At 55.3% G+C, this 18,514-nt stretch carries 16 protein-coding genes and 2 pseudogenes; 11 read left to right on the forward strand and 7 right to left on the reverse strand.

Annotated elements, in window-relative coordinates:
- Window positions 1–54: 54 nt before the first annotated feature.
- The 4 genes from ACR0D7_RS16640 (at window position 55) to ACR0D7_RS16655 (ending at window position 7,062) form a co-directional block, all read left to right on the forward strand.
- The gene (locus ACR0D7_RS16640; protein WP_480680025.1) at window positions 55–2,535 is read left to right on the forward strand and encodes a heavy metal translocating P-type ATPase; all 2,481 of its coding nucleotides are present in this window, start codon (window positions 55–57) and stop codon (window positions 2,533–2,535) included.
- Entirely contained in the window at window positions 2,532–2,921 is a 390-nt protein-coding gene (cueR, locus tag ACR0D7_RS16645; protein WP_480680026.1) for a Cu(I)-responsive transcriptional regulator, read from the forward strand. The genes ACR0D7_RS16640 and cueR overlap by 4 nt, the downstream gene beginning before the upstream one ends.
- A 95-nt stretch (window positions 2,922–3,016) precedes the next feature.
- On the forward strand, window positions 3,017–3,889 hold the full coding sequence (locus ACR0D7_RS16650) for an NAD(P)-dependent oxidoreductase (protein WP_480680027.1): 873 nt from the start codon (window positions 3,017–3,019) through the stop codon (window positions 3,887–3,889).
- 107 nt (window positions 3,890–3,996) lie between these two features.
- Window positions 3,997–7,062: an aminotransferase class III-fold pyridoxal phosphate-dependent enzyme gene (locus ACR0D7_RS16655; RefSeq protein ID WP_480680028.1), complete on the forward strand. Its 3,066-nt coding sequence runs from the start codon at window positions 3,997–3,999 to the stop codon at window positions 7,060–7,062.
- A gap of 55 nt (window positions 7,063–7,117) precedes the next feature.
- Here the strand turns inward: ACR0D7_RS16655 and ACR0D7_RS16660 are convergent, their stop codons facing one another.
- Together ACR0D7_RS16660 and hemP are read right to left on the reverse strand one after the other, a co-directional pair.
- Entirely contained in the window at window positions 7,118–7,594 is a 477-nt protein-coding gene (locus ACR0D7_RS16660) for a hypothetical protein (RefSeq protein WP_480680029.1), read from the reverse strand.
- The gene (gene hemP, locus ACR0D7_RS16665; protein WP_170386936.1) at window positions 7,591–7,758 is read right to left on the reverse strand and encodes a hemin uptake protein HemP; all 168 of its coding nucleotides are present in this window, start codon (window positions 7,756–7,758) and stop codon (window positions 7,591–7,593) included. The genes ACR0D7_RS16660 and hemP overlap by 4 nt, the downstream gene beginning before the upstream one ends.
- Before the next feature lie 225 nt (window positions 7,759–7,983).
- Here hemP and gph point away from each other — a divergent pair, with 225 nt between their 5' ends.
- Entirely contained in the window at window positions 7,984–8,658 is a 675-nt protein-coding gene (gene gph / locus ACR0D7_RS16670; RefSeq protein WP_480680030.1) for a phosphoglycolate phosphatase, read from the forward strand.
- Between the two features lie 420 nt (window positions 8,659–9,078).
- Here gph and ACR0D7_RS16675 read toward each other — a convergent pair whose 3' ends face one another.
- On the reverse strand, window positions 9,079–9,906 hold the full coding sequence (locus ACR0D7_RS16675; RefSeq protein ID WP_480680031.1) for a cysteine hydrolase family protein: 828 nt from the start codon (window positions 9,904–9,906) through the stop codon (window positions 9,079–9,081).
- 16 nt (window positions 9,907–9,922) lie between these two features.
- On the opposite strand from ACR0D7_RS16675, the gene ACR0D7_RS16680 reads away from it, so the two are divergent.
- Window positions 9,923–10,918 carry an AraC family transcriptional regulator gene (locus ACR0D7_RS16680; protein ID WP_480680032.1) on the forward strand — a complete coding sequence of 332 codons (996 nt, stop codon included), beginning with the start codon at window positions 9,923–9,925 and terminating at the stop codon, window positions 10,916–10,918.
- 332 nt (window positions 10,919–11,250) lie between these two features.
- On the opposite strand, the gene ACR0D7_RS16685 is transcribed toward ACR0D7_RS16680, so the two are convergent.
- On the reverse strand, window positions 11,251–11,424 hold the full coding sequence (locus ACR0D7_RS16685; protein WP_480680033.1) for a hypothetical protein: 174 nt from the start codon (window positions 11,422–11,424) through the stop codon (window positions 11,251–11,253).
- 139 nt (window positions 11,425–11,563) lie between these two features.
- On the opposite strand from ACR0D7_RS16685, the gene ACR0D7_RS16690 reads away from it, so the two are divergent.
- The 4 genes and pseudogenes from ACR0D7_RS16690 (at window position 11,564) to ACR0D7_RS16705 (ending at window position 15,125) form a co-directional block, all read left to right on the forward strand.
- Complete coding sequence (locus ACR0D7_RS16690; RefSeq protein ID WP_480680034.1) at window positions 11,564–11,758, forward strand: hypothetical protein; 195 nt, start codon at window positions 11,564–11,566, stop codon at window positions 11,756–11,758.
- Between the two features lie 330 nt (window positions 11,759–12,088).
- Window positions 12,089–12,280 carry a hypothetical protein gene (locus ACR0D7_RS16695; protein WP_480680035.1) on the forward strand — a complete coding sequence of 64 codons (192 nt, stop codon included), beginning with the start codon at window positions 12,089–12,091 and terminating at the stop codon, window positions 12,278–12,280.
- Window positions 12,281–12,289: 9 nt separating this feature from the next.
- On the forward strand, window positions 12,290–13,591 hold the full coding sequence (locus ACR0D7_RS16700) for a radical SAM protein (protein WP_480680036.1): 1,302 nt from the start codon (window positions 12,290–12,292) through the stop codon (window positions 13,589–13,591).
- Between the two features lie 202 nt (window positions 13,592–13,793).
- A pseudogene (locus ACR0D7_RS16705) lies at window positions 13,794–15,125 on the forward strand (IS3 family transposase).
- A 114-nt stretch (window positions 15,126–15,239) separates the two neighbouring features.
- Here ACR0D7_RS16705 and ACR0D7_RS16710 read toward each other — a convergent pair.
- The 3 genes and pseudogenes from ACR0D7_RS16710 to ACR0D7_RS16720 all read right to left on the reverse strand — a co-directional run.
- A pseudogene (locus tag ACR0D7_RS16710) lies at window positions 15,240–15,357 on the reverse strand (transposase); the annotation flags it as partial.
- Window positions 15,358–15,702: 345 nt separating this feature from the next.
- On the reverse strand, window positions 15,703–16,065 hold the full coding sequence (locus tag ACR0D7_RS16715; protein WP_480680037.1) for a DUF3299 domain-containing protein: 363 nt from the start codon (window positions 16,063–16,065) through the stop codon (window positions 15,703–15,705).
- Between the two features lie 160 nt (window positions 16,066–16,225).
- The gene (locus ACR0D7_RS16720) at window positions 16,226–17,494 is read right to left on the reverse strand and encodes an agmatinase family protein (RefSeq protein WP_480680038.1); all 1,269 of its coding nucleotides are present in this window, start codon (window positions 17,492–17,494) and stop codon (window positions 16,226–16,228) included.
- A 346-nt stretch (window positions 17,495–17,840) separates the two neighbouring features.
- Between ACR0D7_RS16720 and ACR0D7_RS16725 the strand changes: the two genes are divergently transcribed.
- Window positions 17,841–18,506, forward strand: coding sequence for a YrbL family protein (locus ACR0D7_RS16725; protein WP_480680039.1), 666 nt, complete (start codon window positions 17,841–17,843; stop codon window positions 18,504–18,506).
- Window positions 18,507–18,514 lie beyond the last annotated feature (8 nt).

Consider the following 18,514-nt stretch of genomic DNA (forward strand, 5'->3'; position numbering starts at 1 on the left):
TCCCGTGACTGGAACCCCCATTTGAAGGGTGAAGAACCACTAGGGATGAGTCGGATGGCAGCGCCACGAACAACTCAGTTGAAAATATCGGGCATGGGATGCGCGTCGTGCGTAGGGCGCGTAGAAACGGCGCTGCGCGATGTGCCGGGCGTGTCGGACGCCACCGTCAATTTCGCAACTGAGACCGCACAAGTCACCTATGACGGCAAGGTCAGCGCATTAACTGATGCTCTCACCCTTGCCGGATATCCGGCGAATGTCCGGCAAACGAGCTTGAGTATCGGCGGGATGAACTGCGCCTCGTGCGTATCAAAGATCGAGCGGGCGTTGGCAGCCGATCCGTCGGTGGTCGAGGCACAGGTTAATCTTGCGTCTGAGAGCGCACAGGTCAGCTATGTTGACGGCGCGATAGACCCGCAAGCTCTGGCGCAGCTTTGCACTGATGCCGGATATCCAGCGCGCGTGACAGACACGACGGCTGATACCTCTGCCGAACGGTCTAAAACCAATGAGGCTGACGCCCTGACGCGCGCGACGATGATGGCAGCTGTTTTAGCTCTACCCGTGTTCGTTTTAGAGATGGGCGGCCATATGATCCCGGCCTTCCACCACTGGATTCACGCAACCATCGGTATACACACCAGTCATTTGATCCAATTCGTGCTGACCACGGTTCTTCTGCTGGGTCCGGGGCGGGTGTTCTATGCAAAAGGCATCCCCTCTCTGCTGCGCGGATCGCCGGACATGAATGCGCTCGTCGCTTTGGGAACGGGGGCAGCCTACCTGTTCTCGGTCACTGCCACCTTTGCTCCGCAGATTCTGCCGCAGGGCAGCGCCAATGTGTATTACGAGGCCGCCTCGGTCATCGTGATGCTGATCCTGCTGGGCAGAGTGCTGGAAGCTCGCGCGAAAGGTCGCACCGGAGCCGCGATCCGCAAGCTGGCAGGGTTGCAGCCCAAGACTGCCCGCGTTGAGGTGGATGGTAAGTTCGTTGATCGCCCGATCGCCGACATTGCGGTTGGAGACATCCTGCAAATCCGACCGGGCGAAAGGGTGCCGGTGGATGGCGACGTGCTGGACGGCACCTCGTACGTTGATGAAAGCATGATCACGGGCGAACCCGTACCCGTTGGAAAATCGCCCGACGATCAGGTCGTCGGCGGTACAGTCAACGGCACCGGTGCGCTGCGTGTGCAGGCCACACGGGTCGGCGCGGATACAGTGCTGGCGCAGGTCATTCGGATGGTGGAACAGGCGCAGGGGGCCAAATTGCCGATTCAAGGGCTGGTCGACCGGATCACCGCATGGTTCGTGCCTGCTGTCATCGCTGTCTCGCTGCTGACAATTGTGGTCTGGCTTGTATTTGGCCCGGCGCCTGCGCTGCCGATGGCGCTGGTTACGGGCGTATCGGTTCTGATCATTGCCTGCCCCTGCGCCATGGGACTTGCAACACCAACCTCAATCATGGTCGGGACCGGGCGCGCGGCCGAGCTGGGCGTATTGTTCCGCAAAGGCGATGCGTTGCAGCAACTGCAACAGGCCAAGGTCATTGCATTTGACAAGACCGGGACTTTGACGCTGGGACGACCAGAACTTGAAAGCATCACGACTGTGAACGGCTTTGACCGCGACGTCGTGCTACGGCTGGCTGCAGCGGTTGAGGCGCGCTCGGAACACCCCATTGCGACTGCGATCACCCGCGCGGGACCTGAAGAGGTTCCTGACCTGTCAGAGTTTGAATCCCTCACCGGGTTGGGTGTGCGCGCGAAGGTCGAAGGCCACGACGTTTTGCTGGGCTCGCCCCGCTTGATGGCACAAAACGCTATCGATCTTGCGGAACTGTCAGCCGAGGCAGATCATCGCGCCAATCAAGGCGCGACACCTTTGTTCGTTGCTATCAACGGTCAGGCGGCAGCGCTGCTTGCCGTCTCGGACCCAATAAAGCCGGGCACGCAACAGACACTGGAGCGGCTGCATGCGATGGGCCTGACGCTGGCAATGGTGACCGGCGACAATGCCCGCACGGCGCAGGCGCTGGCCGACAAGCTGGGTATAGACCATGTCACAGCCGAAGTTCTGCCAGACGGTAAGCTGTCAGCGATCAGCGGGCTGCGCGACCAGTTCGGCACGCTGGCTTTTGTTGGAGACGGGATCAACGACGCCCCCGCACTGGCGGCGGCGGATATCGGCGTGGCCATCGGCACTGGGACGGATGTGGCGATCGAAACGGCAGATGTGGTGCTGATGTCCGGCGATCTGCGCGGTGTTGCAAATGCAGTCGAGATCAGCCGCCGCACCATGCGCAACATCCGCCAGAACCTCGGCTGGGCCTTTGGCTATAACATCCTATTGATCCCAGTGGCTGCAGGTGCGCTGTACCCGATCAGCGGGCATCTTCTGTCCCCGGCTCTTGCCGCCGGGGCGATGGCCTTGTCCAGCGTCTTTGTGGTATCGAACGCGCTGCGCCTGCGCCGCGTGCGCGCCAGCCTGCCTGAGACACTTCAAGGCCACGAAACACAGGAGGTCACGCCGTGAATATCGGAGACGTTGCGACCCAAACCGGCCTGCCCGCCAAGACGATCCGGTATTACGAGGATATCGGCCTGATCAAACCGATGCGCGACGACAATGGCTATCGCCGCTTTCGCGCGCAGGACGTGCACAAGCTGAACTTTCTGGGGCGCGCCCGCGCCTTGGGCTTTACGATCGAAGATTGCCGCACGCTGATGGCGCTATATGAGGACGAAACCCGCGCCAGTGCCGATGTCAAAAAAGTCGCCCGCGCGCATCTGGCGCAGATCGAAGCCAAGATCGCCGATCTGAATGCCATGCGCGACACGCTGGGCCACCTGATTGATGCTTGCGCTGGGGATGACCGCCCCGATTGTCCGATCCTGCAGGATTTGGGCGGCAAGCCCTGACGCGGGGTTGCTCTTTGCGCGTGGCTTTGCTTTGTCTCTGCCTGACAATCCGTTCTTCCAAGTGAAACGGGTCGGATAACAGAGAGGATCACCATATGGCTAAAGTTGCATTTCTGGGCCTGGGCGTCATGGGCTATCCAATGGCTGGTCACCTGCAGGCGGCAGGTCATGAGGTGACTGTTTACAATCGCACCGCAGCGAAGGCCGAAGCTTGGGTTGCTCAGTACGGCGGCGCCATGGCGGCCATCCCGCAAGAGGCCGCGCAAGGCGCTGAATTCGTTATGGCCTGTGTCGGCAATGATGATGATCTGCGGATGGTCTGCACGGGCGAAAACGGAGCCTTTCACGGGATGGCCGAAGGTGCAACCTTCGTCGATCACACCACTGTTTCCGCCAAGGTGACCCGAGAACTTTTTGCGGCTGGTCAAGGCATGGGCATCGCCTTTGTGGATGCCCCGATCTCGGGCGGTCAGGCGGGTGCCGAGAATGGCGTATTGTCGATCATGTGCGGCGGTGATCAGGCCGCCTATGATGCGGCTGAACCGATCATGCAGGTCTATTCCAAAATCTGCCGTCGGATCGGAGACAGCGGCGCGGGACAGATGACCAAGATGTGCAACCAGATCGCTATTGCAGGTCTGGTTCAGGGCCTCAGCGAAGCGCTGCATTTTGCCGAGAAGGCTGGGCTGGATGGCCAATCTGTTGTTGAGGTGATCAGTCAGGGTGCGGCGGGCAGTTGGCAAATGGCGAACCGTTATGAAACCATGTTGGACGATCACTTCGAGCATGGTTTTGCAGTTGACTGGATGCGTAAGGATCTGGGGATTTGCCTGGAGACGGCAAACGAAACCGGGGCGTCTCTGCCAGTAACGGCGCTGGTCGATCAATTCTATAAGGATGTGCAAAGGCTGGGTGGCGGTCGGTGGGATACGTCTTCGTTGATCAAGCGTTTGCGTGCGTTGGATTAATACAAAAGGGGCTGTCTGCCCCCTCTTGGCCCGTTGGGCCAATTCACCCCCGAAGATATTTTTGGCCAGATGAAGGGGATCCCGGTGGGAAAAGGACAGGGAATCAGATGAGCGACATGATTGCATTCTGGGCGGATGCTCTGCGGGCGCATTGGGGCTTGGATGCCAAGCTGACGCGGCTGGATGGGGAATATGACCTGAACTTCATGGTCAGGGCCACCAATGGTCAGAACTATGTTTTGAAGGTCATGCGCGCGGGCTGTGAAGCAGAATTCATCGATCTGCAGGTAAAGGCGCTGGCGCATATTGCGAGCGAAGCACCTGGATTGCCATTTCCGCAGGTCTACCCGGACCTCACCGGCGCGCTGCTGCCGGAGATTGCCGATCTGGAAGGGAATGGGCGGTTGGTCTGGCTGCTGGAATGCCGGCCGGGGCAGTGCTATGCCATGGCTGCACCAAAGTCTGAAGAGTTGATCTTGAAACTAGGTCGCGTACTGGGTGCGACAGACAAAGCGCTGGAACGTTTTACGCATGACGGGCTGCATCGCGCAGATTTCAAGTGGGATTTGGCACAGGCAGATTGGATCGCGGATCAGTTGGATGTGGTAGCCAACCCTGCGCGCCGGAACTCGCTTTCGGAAATCTGCGACGGCTTCCGGGTGATTTCGGGAACGCTGGCGGGAATGCCCAAACAAGCGATCCACAATGATGCCAATGATTACAACATTCTGGTCGAAGGTGAATTGGGACAGCGCCAAAGCATCTCGGGCCTGATTGATCTGGGCGATATGTGCGCGGCTCCGCGCATCTGTGATCTGGCTATCGCGGGGGCATATGTCGTTCTGGATCACCCCAAGCCTGAACGCGCATTGGCTGCTTTGGTACGCGGTTATCATGCAGCCAACCGGTTGCGTGCAGATGAGATTGATTTGATCTGGCCGCTTTTGCGGATGCGTCTGGCGGTGTCTGTCGTGAACTCGACCATTATGGCGGCGGAGAACCCGGATGACCCCTATGTGACCATCAGTCAAGCCCCAGCTTGGCGCTTCCTTGAGAATACGGGTGTGAATGGTGATCTGATGTCGGCCAGGCTGCGTTCAGCCTGCGGATTACCGGTGACGGACGGAGCCGAGCGGATCCATGCCTACCTGTCCGAGCATCGTGGCCAGTTCGCCCAGATGTTCGATCAGGATCTCAGCGATGTCCCCATGGGTTCGCTCTCGGTTGAAAACTCGACATGGCCACAAAACCCATTTCACATGCCGCTGGAAGAAGCCGCGCGCGTGGGTGAGGAATTCGGCGAGGGGCTCTGGCTGGGTTATTACAACGAACCCCGCCTGATTTATGCCGAGCCCGGGTTCCGCAAGGGGCCTTGGAAAGCCTCGGACCGGCGCACGGTTCATCTGGCGGTGGATGTGTTTGCCCCCGCAGGCACTGTGCTGCACGCACCGATGAGTGGCCGGGTTGAGGCGGTGGAAAACCGCGATGTGCATCTTGATTATGGTGGTGTGGTGATTCTGCACCATGAAACGCCCGAGGGTGATCCGTTCTATACGCTCTACGGTCATCTGGACCCCGAGGTCTGCGAGCGGCTTAATCCGGGCGACCCGGTGGCGCAAGGCGCGGCCTTCGCCAGATTGGGCGATGCCAGCCAGAATGGTGGCTGGGCCCCACATGTGCATTTCCAACTTGCTCTGACAACGAACGGGATGCAGACCGACTGGCCGGGCGTTGGCGACCCGGACGAGATGGAACTATGGCACGCCGTCTGCCCCAACCCTGCGGCAATGCTGAATTTGCCGGATGAGAAGGTGTTTTACCACCCGACCAACAAGCAGGCAATCCGGCAAGGGAGGCATGACCATTTTGGCGGCAATCTTAGCCTGACCTATGACGACCCGGTCATGTTGGTACGCGGTTGGAAACACCACCTGTTCGACGAATGGGGCCGCCCCTATCTGGACGCCTATAACAACGTCCCGCACGTGGGCCACGCGCATCCGCGTATTCAGGCGGTGGCGGCGGATCAGCTGAAGCGGATGAACTCGAACACCCGTTATCTGCACCCGGCACAAACGGCGTTTGCCGACAAAGTACTGTCGAAACTGCCGGATCATTTCGAGGTCTGCTTCTTCGTAAATTCCGGCACCGAGGCCAATGAACTGGCTCTGCGGCTGGCGCGCGCGCATACCGGGGCGAAGGGGATAGTAACGCCGGATCACGGCTATCACGGCAATACTAACGCGGCTGTCGCGATCTCGGCCTATAAGTTCAACAAGCCCGGCGGTGTTGGTCAGGCGGATTGGGTCGAACTAGTTGAGGTCGCCGATGATTATCGTGGGTCGTTCAAACGCGACGATCCTGATCGCGCCTGGAAATACGCCAATCTGGTGGATCCGGCGATTGCTGCCCTACAGGAAAAAGGCCAAGGCGTGGCGGGCTTCATTGCCGAGACCTTCCCTTCGGTTGGTGGTCAGATCATCCCGCCCAAGGGTTATCTACCTGCGGTCTATGAGAAAATCCGCGCTGCAGGCGGTGTCTGCATCGCCGATGAGGTGCAAACCGGACTGGGACGCTTGGGCGAGTATTACTTCGGCTTTGAACATCAGGGCGCGCTGCCGGATATTGTCGTCATGGGTAAACCCATCGGCAACGGCCACCCTCTGGGTGTGCTGGTGACAACCAAAGAAATCGCACACAGCTTTGACAACGGGATCGAGTTTTTTTCGACCTTCGGCGGCTCGACCCTGTCGTGTCGGATCGGCAAAGAAGTTCTGGACATCGTTGATGACGAGGGTCTACAGGAGAACGCCCGCGCCATGGGCGCGCGCCTGATGGATGGCCTGCGCAAAATCGAATCTGAGTTCGGCTGCGTTGGCGATGTGCGCGGCATGGGCCTGTTTCTGGGGGTCGAACTGATCAACCCGGACGGGTCCGAGGGCACCGAGATCTGCAGATACGTCAAGAACCGGATGCGTGGCCACCGCATTCTGATCGGCAGCGAAGGGCCGAAGGACAATATCCTGAAAATCCGCCCCCCCCTGACGATCGAGGCCGAGGATGTGGACATGATCCTTTGGGCTTTGCGGGACGTGCTGACCGAGGTTGGCGACTATGCCCCTGCCCCCGTCTGCGACCATGACCACCATCACGCAGGGTGTGGGTGTTGCTGACATAAACAAAACCCCGACGCGAGGTGCGCGCCGGGGTTTTTCGCGGATCAGCTGCTTAGTGCAGCACGGCTGCGGGGGGTTGATGTCCTGTCGTGGGCAGTGGGATGGACGCAGTCATACGACGCAAGGCCAGTCCCAAGTCTTCGGATAAGGAGGCCAGAGCAGGGGCAAAATCCGGCCTCACGATCAGTGACGCCATCATCATGGCATCTTCGCGGGCTCCTTCGGATGCGGCTGCGATCATCTGCGCAAAACAATTCTCGTCCGCACCCAGGCAGGAACAACCCAGTCCGTGGTGGATCAGCGGGCGGCGCCCGTGATGCGCACAAAGCGAACATAGATGATCCAGCGTCATCATCGCAGCGCGACCGCATTCGGCACCCAATGCCATCTCAAAGTCGCTGGCAGCGTCGGCGCGCCCCTGTGTCCCGGCCCCCCACAGCCGCAGATACATCACAGCCCCAGCTTCTATCGGATCAAGATCGGTCAGGCGACCAACGGTCGCCCCACCACGAGGGTCAGGCGCGCTCATTTGGTCAGGATCAGCTTGCCCGCGCGGGTGATGCGCAGCGTATATAACTGGTCGCCCAGTTCGATATGGGCCAGATTGCCACCTTGGGTCAGGTCTTCGGCCTTGTGGGCCGGAAGCATGGATACGGCGTAGGATTGAGTGGGATTCGGGGTCTGCATATTCATCAGGACAACTCCAGAGAGTCTCAGGCAAAATGCCTTGATCTATTTGCGGTTTTCGATGTTCTGGCTGACCCCAATAAGGGCTGGCTGATGATCTCTCGCATAATCTGATTATTTTAGTCAGGTATGTCAAGGCCCGTTCTTTCAATTCCCCCAAACTTACTTGATTGCACCAGAAATTCAGGCGCGTTACGCCTGGCGTAACGTATCACTCCAAAGGGAAAACCGATGAGCGCAACAATCATGTTCGATCTGGACGGAACGCTGGTGGACAGCCTTCCTGATATTGTTGCGGCCACCAACAAAATGCTGGACGGCGTTGGCGTCGCACCCCTGTCGCAGGATCAAATCAAACAGTTTGTCGGTAACGGTCTACCCAAACTGGTAGAGCGTGTAATCCATCATCACGACCTGCCGATGGACCTTCATTCAGAGCTGACCCAGATAACTCTGAACCACTACAATGCAGCCTCAAGCGATAAGACAGTCGTCTATCCGGGTGTCCTGCAAGCTCTGAAAGAATTGCGCGACATGGGCTGCGTTCTTGGGGTCTGCACCAACAAACCCGAAGCCCCGGCGCGCCATGTGTTGGATGCTCTGGGACTGGCGCCACTTTTCGATGCCGTTCTTGGCGGTGACAGCTTTAAGACCCGCAAACCCGACCCCGCCCACCTTGAGGCCAGCTTTGCCGCTGTCTCCTCTGCTGGTCCGCAACTGTTTGTCGGCGACAGTGAGGTAGATGCCGAAACCGCCCAACGCGCACAGGTGCCGTTTTTCCTGTATACCGAAGGCTATCGCAAATCTCCGGTCGACGAGATACTGAACACCGTCAGTTTTGGCGACTTCGCGGTGCTACCCGGACTTGTCACACAGGTTCTTTACGCACCGGATCACAGCGCTTGAACACCTTTACTGGAGGGATCGAAACGGGTCGCGGCCGATGACTGAGGGGCCGGCCGAGGGGGTAAGTAGCCAACCCCTCACAGGGGAAAAGTGGTATCGTCCGTAAAACCCGTTCGATAAAGCACAGTTAACGAAACAACCTGCCATTCGATATTGGGGGTTTCCCGTAGCCCGCGGAAAAAAATAAAATTTGCGCGGTTTTTTTGCCCTGAATCGCAAATGCTAGCGTGTTTCAATTTCCCCGCGGGCCGCTCGGCCATAGCCAGATTTACAAGACACCTGGCTATTTGGCTTTTGTCGCCCGCTCAACCTGCTGCAATCAATGAGAGTTTCGCGTGAATGCTTCTCCCACTTTGGGGAGAAGCATTGAACGCACCGAAACTTTAAGTGTCGCAGCTTACTCTGAGATCCGACCTTACATCAGGATGCAGCCTGAATTTTTTCAACTGCTTCGTCGGTGGTCCAAAGTCCATTGGCAACATAACGGAAGTTGATTAGGGCAGCCAAATACCCATCCCCTTCCGGAAGTTTAGCTGCCGCAGTGGCATCGCGAACAACGGCCACTTGATAGCCTTGCTCCAACAGCTCGTATAGATGGGCCTGCAGGCACAGGTTGGCGGACATGCCAGCCAAAATAACCTTCGACACGCCATGTTTACGCAATTGTAGACTCAGGTCGTTGTTTTCCGGCCCATAGACTTTGTGAGGGCTGGCGACAATCGTTTCTCCGTCCAAGATGTACTCTTTGTACTGAGGCATGAAATCAGCACCCGAACCATCGAAACCGTCCAGCGTCAACGGTCCTTTCCGATCGAACATTCCGATTTTGTGCATGAGTTTTTCAAGCGGACCACCGAAGGTCCAGCCATGATCGGACGGGTAATAGTAATGAGGCGAAATGGCGACCGTCATTCCCTGTGCCTTTGCAGCCTCAAACAGGCGACCGATGTTTTCGACGGTATTATGTTCCTGAACAGATGCCCCAACAACGCCCCAGGTGACACCGTCTTCGCTCAGAAAATCAACCTGCGGGTCAGTTACGACCAAGGCTGTATCAGACAATCCAACTTCCACGTCTGTCGGCGGCAGTGCTGGCTCACTTGGATCGGAATAGGAACCGTCTTGATCTGAAGCCGCAAGTGCTTGCCCGGAAAGCAAAGCACCACCAGCGGCCAGAGCTACAGTGCTTGTCAATAACTGACGGCGGCCAATATCGGTTTCATTGTCGCAATTTGGGTTGGTGCACATAACACTTTCTCCTTGAATGGACAAAAACTGCGGACATAATAAAAAAAATGCCGTGCCTTATCGTCTGAAAGGCGTCTTCTGGTGCTGGAAGTGGCTGCGGCCAGACATGTCGATCGAACGCGTTCTGGAGACCCTGGAAATCAAAATGAGCCCCTTCGCCTTATGCGAACTGCGTGGGGATTGTCGTGTTGATTTCGGCGTTCGCCCTTTTGCCATATTGCACTATGTATTGGATGGTTCGGCAACGGTTAACATTGGGAATAATGTTGATGTTCAGCTTAGCCCGGGAACAGTTCTGCTGGCACCGGCATATTTGACCTACGCCTTTCATGTGACCAACGCGGGTGGGAGCACAAGGCCACGTAATCTGCCACCAATCGAAGGAATGACCAATGTTGTTGTCGGCGACAATTCGGTTGGGTCGCCGCTGTTTGCAATATGTGGACGTCTGGAAATCGCGTATCGGGGCAGTGGCGGAGCACTGAGCCTGCTTCGCTATCCGATTGTCGAGCACCTATCGCCAACAGACCGCGTAAGGATGGCGTTAGATCAATTCGTCTATGAGGTCAGCCACCCGGACATAGGAACCCGAGCACTGGCGGAATCCCTTTTGGAGCAATGCGTCATTCGATTATTCCGGCGGCGGCACAATGCTGGTGATCCGTCGTTGTGGTGGATTGACGGTGCAACAGATGAAAAACTCTGGCCTGCCATGGAAGCTATGCTCGAAAACCCGGAATTTGGTCACAATCTCGAAAGCCTGGCAGAAAGATGCGCGCTGAGCAGATCGGTTTTTGCGTCGCGATTTGGCAAGGCATACAAGATCGGACCTATCGAAGTACTTAGAAATATACGCTTGCGCAGGGCAGCCGACCTGTTAACCCGAAGTGATCTGCCCATAAAGCGGATTTCGGTAATGGCAGGATATCAAAGTCGAACCTACTTTTCGCGGGCGTTTAAAGAGGAGTTCGGTGTTTCACCTAGCGATTTTAAAAAAATCGCAGCGGATTAGCCAGCAATGGGTCAACAACAATTTTCTCAAAACGTCGAATAAGGCTGCAAACTGACTGGCTTAAAATACACCTGCAGTCATATACGATAGCTTTAAACAAATGAATGCATTGAAAATGCCTAGTCAATTCGCTCGAAACAGCTGAGCACAACCACCTCGCCTGCTCAGCCGCCTGCGAGTCCAGCACCTGTACGCACAATCAATCCATTCGCTGTAATGTTCTGGAAAGCCCGGTTCTTGATTTGCTGTGCAAGCGTCTGATGTAGCCCGATTCAGTTGCCGCCTTTATCCAATCTTTCAGAGACGCGACCAAGACGCTTGCCATCGCCATCCTACTGGGTTGCCCCGTCCGCGTTAAGAAGCTGGCTGGCCTCCACCTGGATCGCCACCAGCACCGCCCGGGCGATGGGCGCGTCTACCTGGTTCAGGAAGACGGTGAGACAAAAAACGTGCGACCTGTCGAGCTCGAGATCCCGCGCGATGTATTGCGTATGATCGACGTACATCTCAAATCTCGCTGTCCGGAACTCTGTCCGGCAGGAACGCCGTGGCTGTTTCCCCGGAGGGATGGTCAGCATTCAGTTGACCCCGGCGTTCTGTCTGCGCGCGTCTCCAAACGGATCCGGAAGGAAACGGCGGTTGGAGATGAACGCCCACCTGTTTCGGCATTTCGCGGTGATGAACTGGCTCGACGCCAATCCCGGCGGCTACGAGGTTGCGCGTCGGTTGCTCGGGCATTCGGAGGTCAGCCACACCATCAACATGTATTCCGGTCTTGAGGCACGTTCGGCAACACGCGCCTTTGCTGACCTGATAGACGCCAAGAAAGGGCGTCGCTGATGAGCCTTGTTCTGCCGCTCGACGAATGGCCTGCGCAAGACCGGGATAGTGGCTCAACCTTCAGACGGAAGGTGGACCGCTTGACGATTGCGGCGCGCTCTCACATCTACGCGCGACCTCGTTGAAGACGTTAGAATTGCGCTATGCCCGATGGCTACAATGGCTGATTACCAGCGATGCGGATGCGATCACACTGCCTCCGGCGCGACGCGCGACCCTGACTCGTTCGTTCGCATGGCTTCAGGACCATAAGGCGACTGGCTTTATCACATGACAGAATCGCCAAAATGTGCAAAGTTGAGACTCAATTTTAAACTATGGAGATTTCTTATGACTGGCAAAGTACAAGCCGAAAAGGTTCCAACTGAAGGACTATTTACCGTAAACCGACTGGTTCCTTATGAAGATGGCGATGATATTTCTATGGCCTCTTGCGGATGCGGTTGCCATGGATCGGTATCTGTAAGCGTGGTTCTTGAAGAGCAAGGCATCGACGAAACGTCTGTTTTTGTTCTTGAGTAAACAGGTCAGATGTCGTTCCTAGCAAGGAAGGAGCCTTTCGGAGGCATTCTTGCAAAACTGGGGTCCGAGGAGATCATTCTCCTAGACCACTTTGGTTTTGATGTGGTGAAGGCAATATCGAATGGGATCTCTATTCATGAGCTTCAAGAGGAAGTGGATAGGGCATTTCCTACTGAACAAACTGGATTTGCAAAAGAACAGGCTGAAACTATCTACGGGATCATAGCCGGTGATCGTAGCCCGAACGAACTGAAGATTCGGATTCCAGGAAATGAGGGGCGATTTCCAACCCTATCCGCACCACTTGACCTTTATTGGGAAATAACTAGACGGTGCAATGAGACTTGCGTGCACTGTTACAATAACTCCTCGCCAAAGGGCTTTAACCCTCCATTCGAGAAAATCTCCGCCATTATTGATGAGATTTCAGAGTTTCGATTTAGAAACATAACGTTATCCGGTGGCGAACCGATGATGAGGAAAGACTTTTGGGAGATTGTTGATCGAGTTCGTCCTCTAACGCGCGAATTAACGCTTGGGACAAATGCAACACTCATAACTGAGACGAACGTACATCGCATTGAAGATAGTATAGACGTGCTCAACGTTAGCTTAGACGATCCAGACGAATCATCTTTCGATACTTTTAGAGGCTGCAAAGGCGCATTTCGAAGAACATTGAGTGCTTTAAGTTTGTTGGCGAATACAAAAAGTAGGGTGTATATTCAAACGGTCCTGACCCGGAAATCTGTCCCAAGGCTAAGAGATTTGGGAGCGGTTGTAGCAAGTGTTAAGCCTGATAGATGGGTCGTTCGATTTGCCTTCGAGAGTGGGAGAGCAAGAGAGAATGACGCCGAGTTTTTGACTCCTCAAGAAATTTTTGAGCTAGCAGAATTTCTCGAAGCAACAAAAAGAGAGTTCTTGGGCGCTATTCCGAAAATTGATATTGGTGCCAACTATCCATGGAGTTATAGAGAACCTTATCCGTACAAAAAAAATATCGACAAGCTTCAGACTTGTGCGGCTGCAACGACAAATGCAGCTCTCGATGCATTTGGTCGGTTAGCTCCTTGCTCAATTTTCACCGAAACAGATTTCAAATCACCATCAGTTTACAGCACGTCCTTTCTTGAGCAATGGAACCACGCTGCCGAAATGGAAGCACTGAGAACGCTGAAACTGCACGATGTGTCGGGATGCGGCACTTGCTCAAATGCTACATCGATTTGTGGCGGCGGCTGTAGAGCCAAAGCATATATGCGTTACGGAACAATTAACAAGAATGACTACTCGTGTAACTACAGTAGGTAAGATTAGATGTAAAACTTCAAACTTGATCTGACGGACATCTCAGCTTGTGGCACTGAAAATGGGCCGTTGGCTGTCCGCCCGTTTGGGACCAACCTGACCAGCCAATGTTATCTATCTTGTCTGACGTCAGCGCCTACCGGACAGATTTAGGGGTTTGAGCAACGGAGGATTTCTGGTTCATCGAAGCCATGATGGAGCGAAGATGAACAAGAAGTCCGGAACATCGAAAGACGCTGCTGACAAGCTGGTCAGGGACATCAAGCGCAAAACGCGCAAGCATTACTCGGCCGAGGAGAAAATCAGGATTGTCCTGGCTGGCCTGCCGGGCGAAGAAAGCAATGCCGCACTGAGCCCCCGTCAGGGGATCGCTGAGAGCCTGTATTATTCCTGGTCGAAAGGAATGGGAAGAGCCGGCGGGCGGGCGATACAGCCCGGCAGGCGACGGCTCCTGAAGTCAGGGAATTGCGATCCGAAGCGTTGACCCTGTAGGAGGTCGTTGCCGAGTTAACGCTTGAGAACCGGCTGCTCAAAAAAAGCATGCTCGGGGATGGGGCCGACGACGAATGAGATACCCAGCCTCAGAGAAGCTTGAGATCATCCGCACGGTGGATGCTTCGCATCTGCCGGTGAAGCAAACACTGGCGATGCTCGGTATTCCCAGCAGCACCTACTACGATTGGTATGCCCGCTGGGTTGAAGGTGGCGTTGATGCGCTCGCTGATCGCTCTCCCCGACCGAGGTCGGTGTGGAACCGCATCCCGGACGACATCCGCGAGGCCTTTGTCGACTTTGCGCTGGATCATGAGGATCTGCCGCCGCGCGAGTTGGCGGTCAAATACACCGATGAGAAGCGGTATTTTGTATCCGAGGCATCGGCTTATCGCATCCTCAAGGCCGAGGACCTGATCACGGCCCCGGCCCATGTGGTGATCCGGGCAGCAGACGAATTCCGGGACAAGACGATGCGACCCAACGAGCTATGGCAGACCGACTTCATCTACTTGAAAGTCATCGGCTGGGGTTGGTTCTATCTCAGCACGATCCTCGACGATTACAGCCGCGACATCATCGCGTGGAAACTCTGCACGACGATGAAGGCTGGGGCACGCTGGAACTGGCGCTGGAGGTCTCCGGATGCAATCAGGCCATGGTCGTTCAGAAACCCCGGTTGCTCAGCGACAACGGCTCATCCTACGTCACCGCCGACTTGGCGGATTATCTCGACGACAAGGGCATGGATCACGTCCGTGGCGCGCCGCATCACCCTCAGACCCAGGGCAAGATTGATCGCTGGCATCAGACGATGAAGAACCGGGTCTTACTGGAAAACTACTTCCTGCCGGGCGATCTCGAACGTCAGATCGGCGCCTTTATCGACTACTACAACAACCGGCGATACCACGAGAGCCTCGGCAATTTGACACCGGCTGACGTCTATCACGGCCGGGGCGCGAAGATCCTAAAGAGGAGAGAGGAGATCAAGAAACAGACAATTCGAAAACGCCGGTTGCAGCACCAATCTGATGCCGCGTAAACTTAAACAGACACCGAACCAGAGCCTCCATTACGAAACAGCCCGTTCTTTCCGAAAAACTCTGACGACGGATACTTTCTCCCGGTCCACTGAACCACTACCGACTGGCGTCGGTTACTTCGTGAAATGGTTTTGGAGGTATTGCAGAACGATGTCCTCGGAAATGGCTTCGTAGGTATTCGAGAAGTAGCCCCTGCCCCAAAACCGAAGCCCTCCAGTAGCACCTGCGCAATGCGAGTGGTTTCTGTTGCTCGCCCACCACACACGGCTTTTCCTGCCCCTTTTGCTTCCACAGTGCTTCCAGTTGTGCTGAGGCCTTAAACGCAGAAAGCGCCTGTTGGTACGTTATGTCGTTGTATTTGTTTGTGTATTTTGGTTGCGGGAGCAGGATTCGACCTTTTCCGAACGTCAACGAAACTTCTTTCTAATGAACCCTCTCGATGCAGATTCTTGCTGCATCATGGCAAGATTATTTTCGACTAGTGGCCGCTTTGACCAGCCCAACAGACGATTAAGAAACCGGATCCAATATCCGCAACGAGCACATCGCGCTCACTGATCCCTTTGGCGGAAGACCTTACTCGGCGGCTGAGACGTCAGGAATGGTTGCGGTGACTATTTCCGAAGCTTCGATCCTATAGATAGAAGGCGCGAGTTCCCTCTGAGTTGGGCGGATGAAAATTTTACCAGTAACCCAAACCGGATCCGCTGTAATGTCGATGCCTTCTGGAAACTCAACAGAAATAACCTGATCAGGAAGAGGTGCAAGTGGATGTCGGCACTTCTGAGACAGCAGAGGAACCAACAAAAAGCTTTTCACATCTCTAAATTCGAACTCAATGGGATGGGCGTAACCAGCAATTTGAACAATACTGCCTTCCAAGCCAAAGTTCCCAGGTACACAATCGGCTATCTGCATTGAAAGCATGCGATCACTCAAGTCTCTTGGCGAACAAATTGGATTTGACAGGTAGCCATCTAAAAACTCAGAGCACTCAACAAGGCGACCTTCTCGAAGATCAGACCACGAAATTTCCAGTGGTTCGGAGTGCGCCGCCAAACCTGTCAGAGAAACCAAACAGACCGAACAGACAATTAGCCTAATTGTCATTCTGACCGTGCGAAACAGTAAGCGGGCTTTTGTAATCCGGTTCGGTCAAACCTTGTTTACGCATGGCAATGCCCGTCAGGCATTCCCTGATGGTTCGGTTAGCATTTAAAGCAGAAACATAGGTAGGGTCCATCAAAGGAGCGAGCTCAACAATTTCGAACCCGATCACGTTTGACTCGGCGCAGAGGCGTCGAATTATTGGGAAAACCTCTCGGGGCATCAGGCCGCCAGGCTCAGGTGTTCCCGTTCCGGGTACGAACGCTGGATCGAAGGTGTCGATGTCGAAAGAGATATAAATGTACTCCGGCCCTTCATTCGCCTCGGCAATGACGTCTTCCATAACAGCGTCCCAGCCGCGATCTGCGATCTCAGCCATGGTATGATAGCGAAACCCGTTCATACGCATCCATTCAAATGCTTTTTCGTCTGGATAGTATCCGCGCAAGGCGACTTGAATGAAGTTTTTACCCTCAACCAAGTCTTCTTCGATCAACCTGAAGACGGGCATGCCATGATTGATCAGGTGCCCGAGACTGTATTTTCCTGCATCGTAGTGTGCATCGAAATGAACAACGCCAACGTTACCCTTTCCGTAAACGTCCGTCATCGCAGCAACATTTGGATACATCAGTGAATGATCGCCACCAACGATAAAGGGTATCACATGGCTACCGTCAGCGTGTTGCACTGCCGCTGCCTGACCAACAAAAGAACGAACCGCATGAATTGTGCGCTCTGTGCTCATCATATCGTTGGGGGCATTTCCGTAGTCGACGACTGTCATGTCCTGCAGTGGGTCAACCATGACATGCATGTGCGGCTGCCGCGCTCCATATCCAAGGTAAATTGATGAGTTACGCACGGCGTTTGGCCCGCGCGACGCCCCCCGTGCACCACTGCCCATATCCGTAAATGCACCCATGATGGCGACGTCGACTTCAGCGGCTGCAAGATCGCCGGGCGTGAATGCTAATGGTTGGTGTAAAAAAGTTGGGAGTTGCATGTAGCCCTGACCAAAGAACCGTTGAGGGTCAACAATTCCAGGCTCGCGTCCTTCACGCTCTCCTTCAAAACTTGGCAAGGGTGTGCGCCACGCATTGTAAGTTGGATCTTCAGTGTCCAAAGGAATAACGGGTTGTTCCCCCTCACGGATCGGGGCCTGAGTACCTTCGAATTCATGGCCATAAAACTGAGCGTTGGCTGCACCAGCAAAAGGAACGCACAGAATGGCGAGCGCGGTACGGAGACTTTGAAACAATGGAAGTCCCTCCTCGAATTTTGGCTGTTCCAGAACTATTGCTGAAACGGCCGTTTAAAGCAAACTTTGGCTCATTTGTGTTTGCCGCTGAATAGAAAGGGGCCTTGTCAGGTTATTGGCCTACCCGCGTATCCATACTTTGATGACTTTGTCCGCACAGTTATCACGCAGGCAGAGTGAAGCGAGCGTCGTCCCGGAGCCCGAAGCGGACGCAATCATCATTCAATACGAGCAGATAAGGCGCTAATATCGATGCAACACAGTTTGTGCCATCCAGGCCCACCCACTTTTTTTGTTTCGAAGATACGATATCATGCTCCTTATCCACAGCCCAGTGAGATGAAAGATGCTAAGGTTGAGCGCCGAGCCCGTGCTTGCAAAGGGTAACCGTCAGTTTGTCTATGCTCATCCGAGCGACCCGGCTCTTATTGTGAAAGTGCCGCAGCCAGGTACGTTCGACGATCATGGCCATATCCCAAATACAAACCGGATCGAGCGCCGATTTCGCCGAGCAACCATGTACAAGGGCTTTGTGCGGGAGTTTCGCGAGTATCTCGAGCTAAAGGCCCGTGTGCAGCAGCCTGGTGTAGAATTGCCGATCTGCGAGGTTCACGGAACGGTTCCAACCGACCTCGGGTTGGGATTGGTCTACGAACGCATCTCCGATCCCGATGGAAATCTGCCTCCGACGCTGAGGCAGATGATCGATGAAGGTCACCTCGCGTCCTGGCACTTGACGCTATTGCACACTTTCTTCGATACGCTGATCGATAACCATATCGTGGTTAGCAACAAGAACCTAAGCAACATCGTGTTCCAGACTCAGGGAGCCCGCCTGGGCAGGTTCGTTTGGGTGGATAGCTTTGGGTGTAAGCAGGCTTTGCCCCTGCGGAAGTGCTCGAGCCGGATAAACGCCTATGGCCTGAACCGGGTGCGCAAGGTGGTAGTCGGTCGAGCCGAGGAGGCGCTGGCGCAGGCCAATCAGGTCAGAAGACCAGCGTTCTCAGGCTGACCTTCGAA

Source organism: Ruegeria sp. BB7, assembly GCF_056539365.1.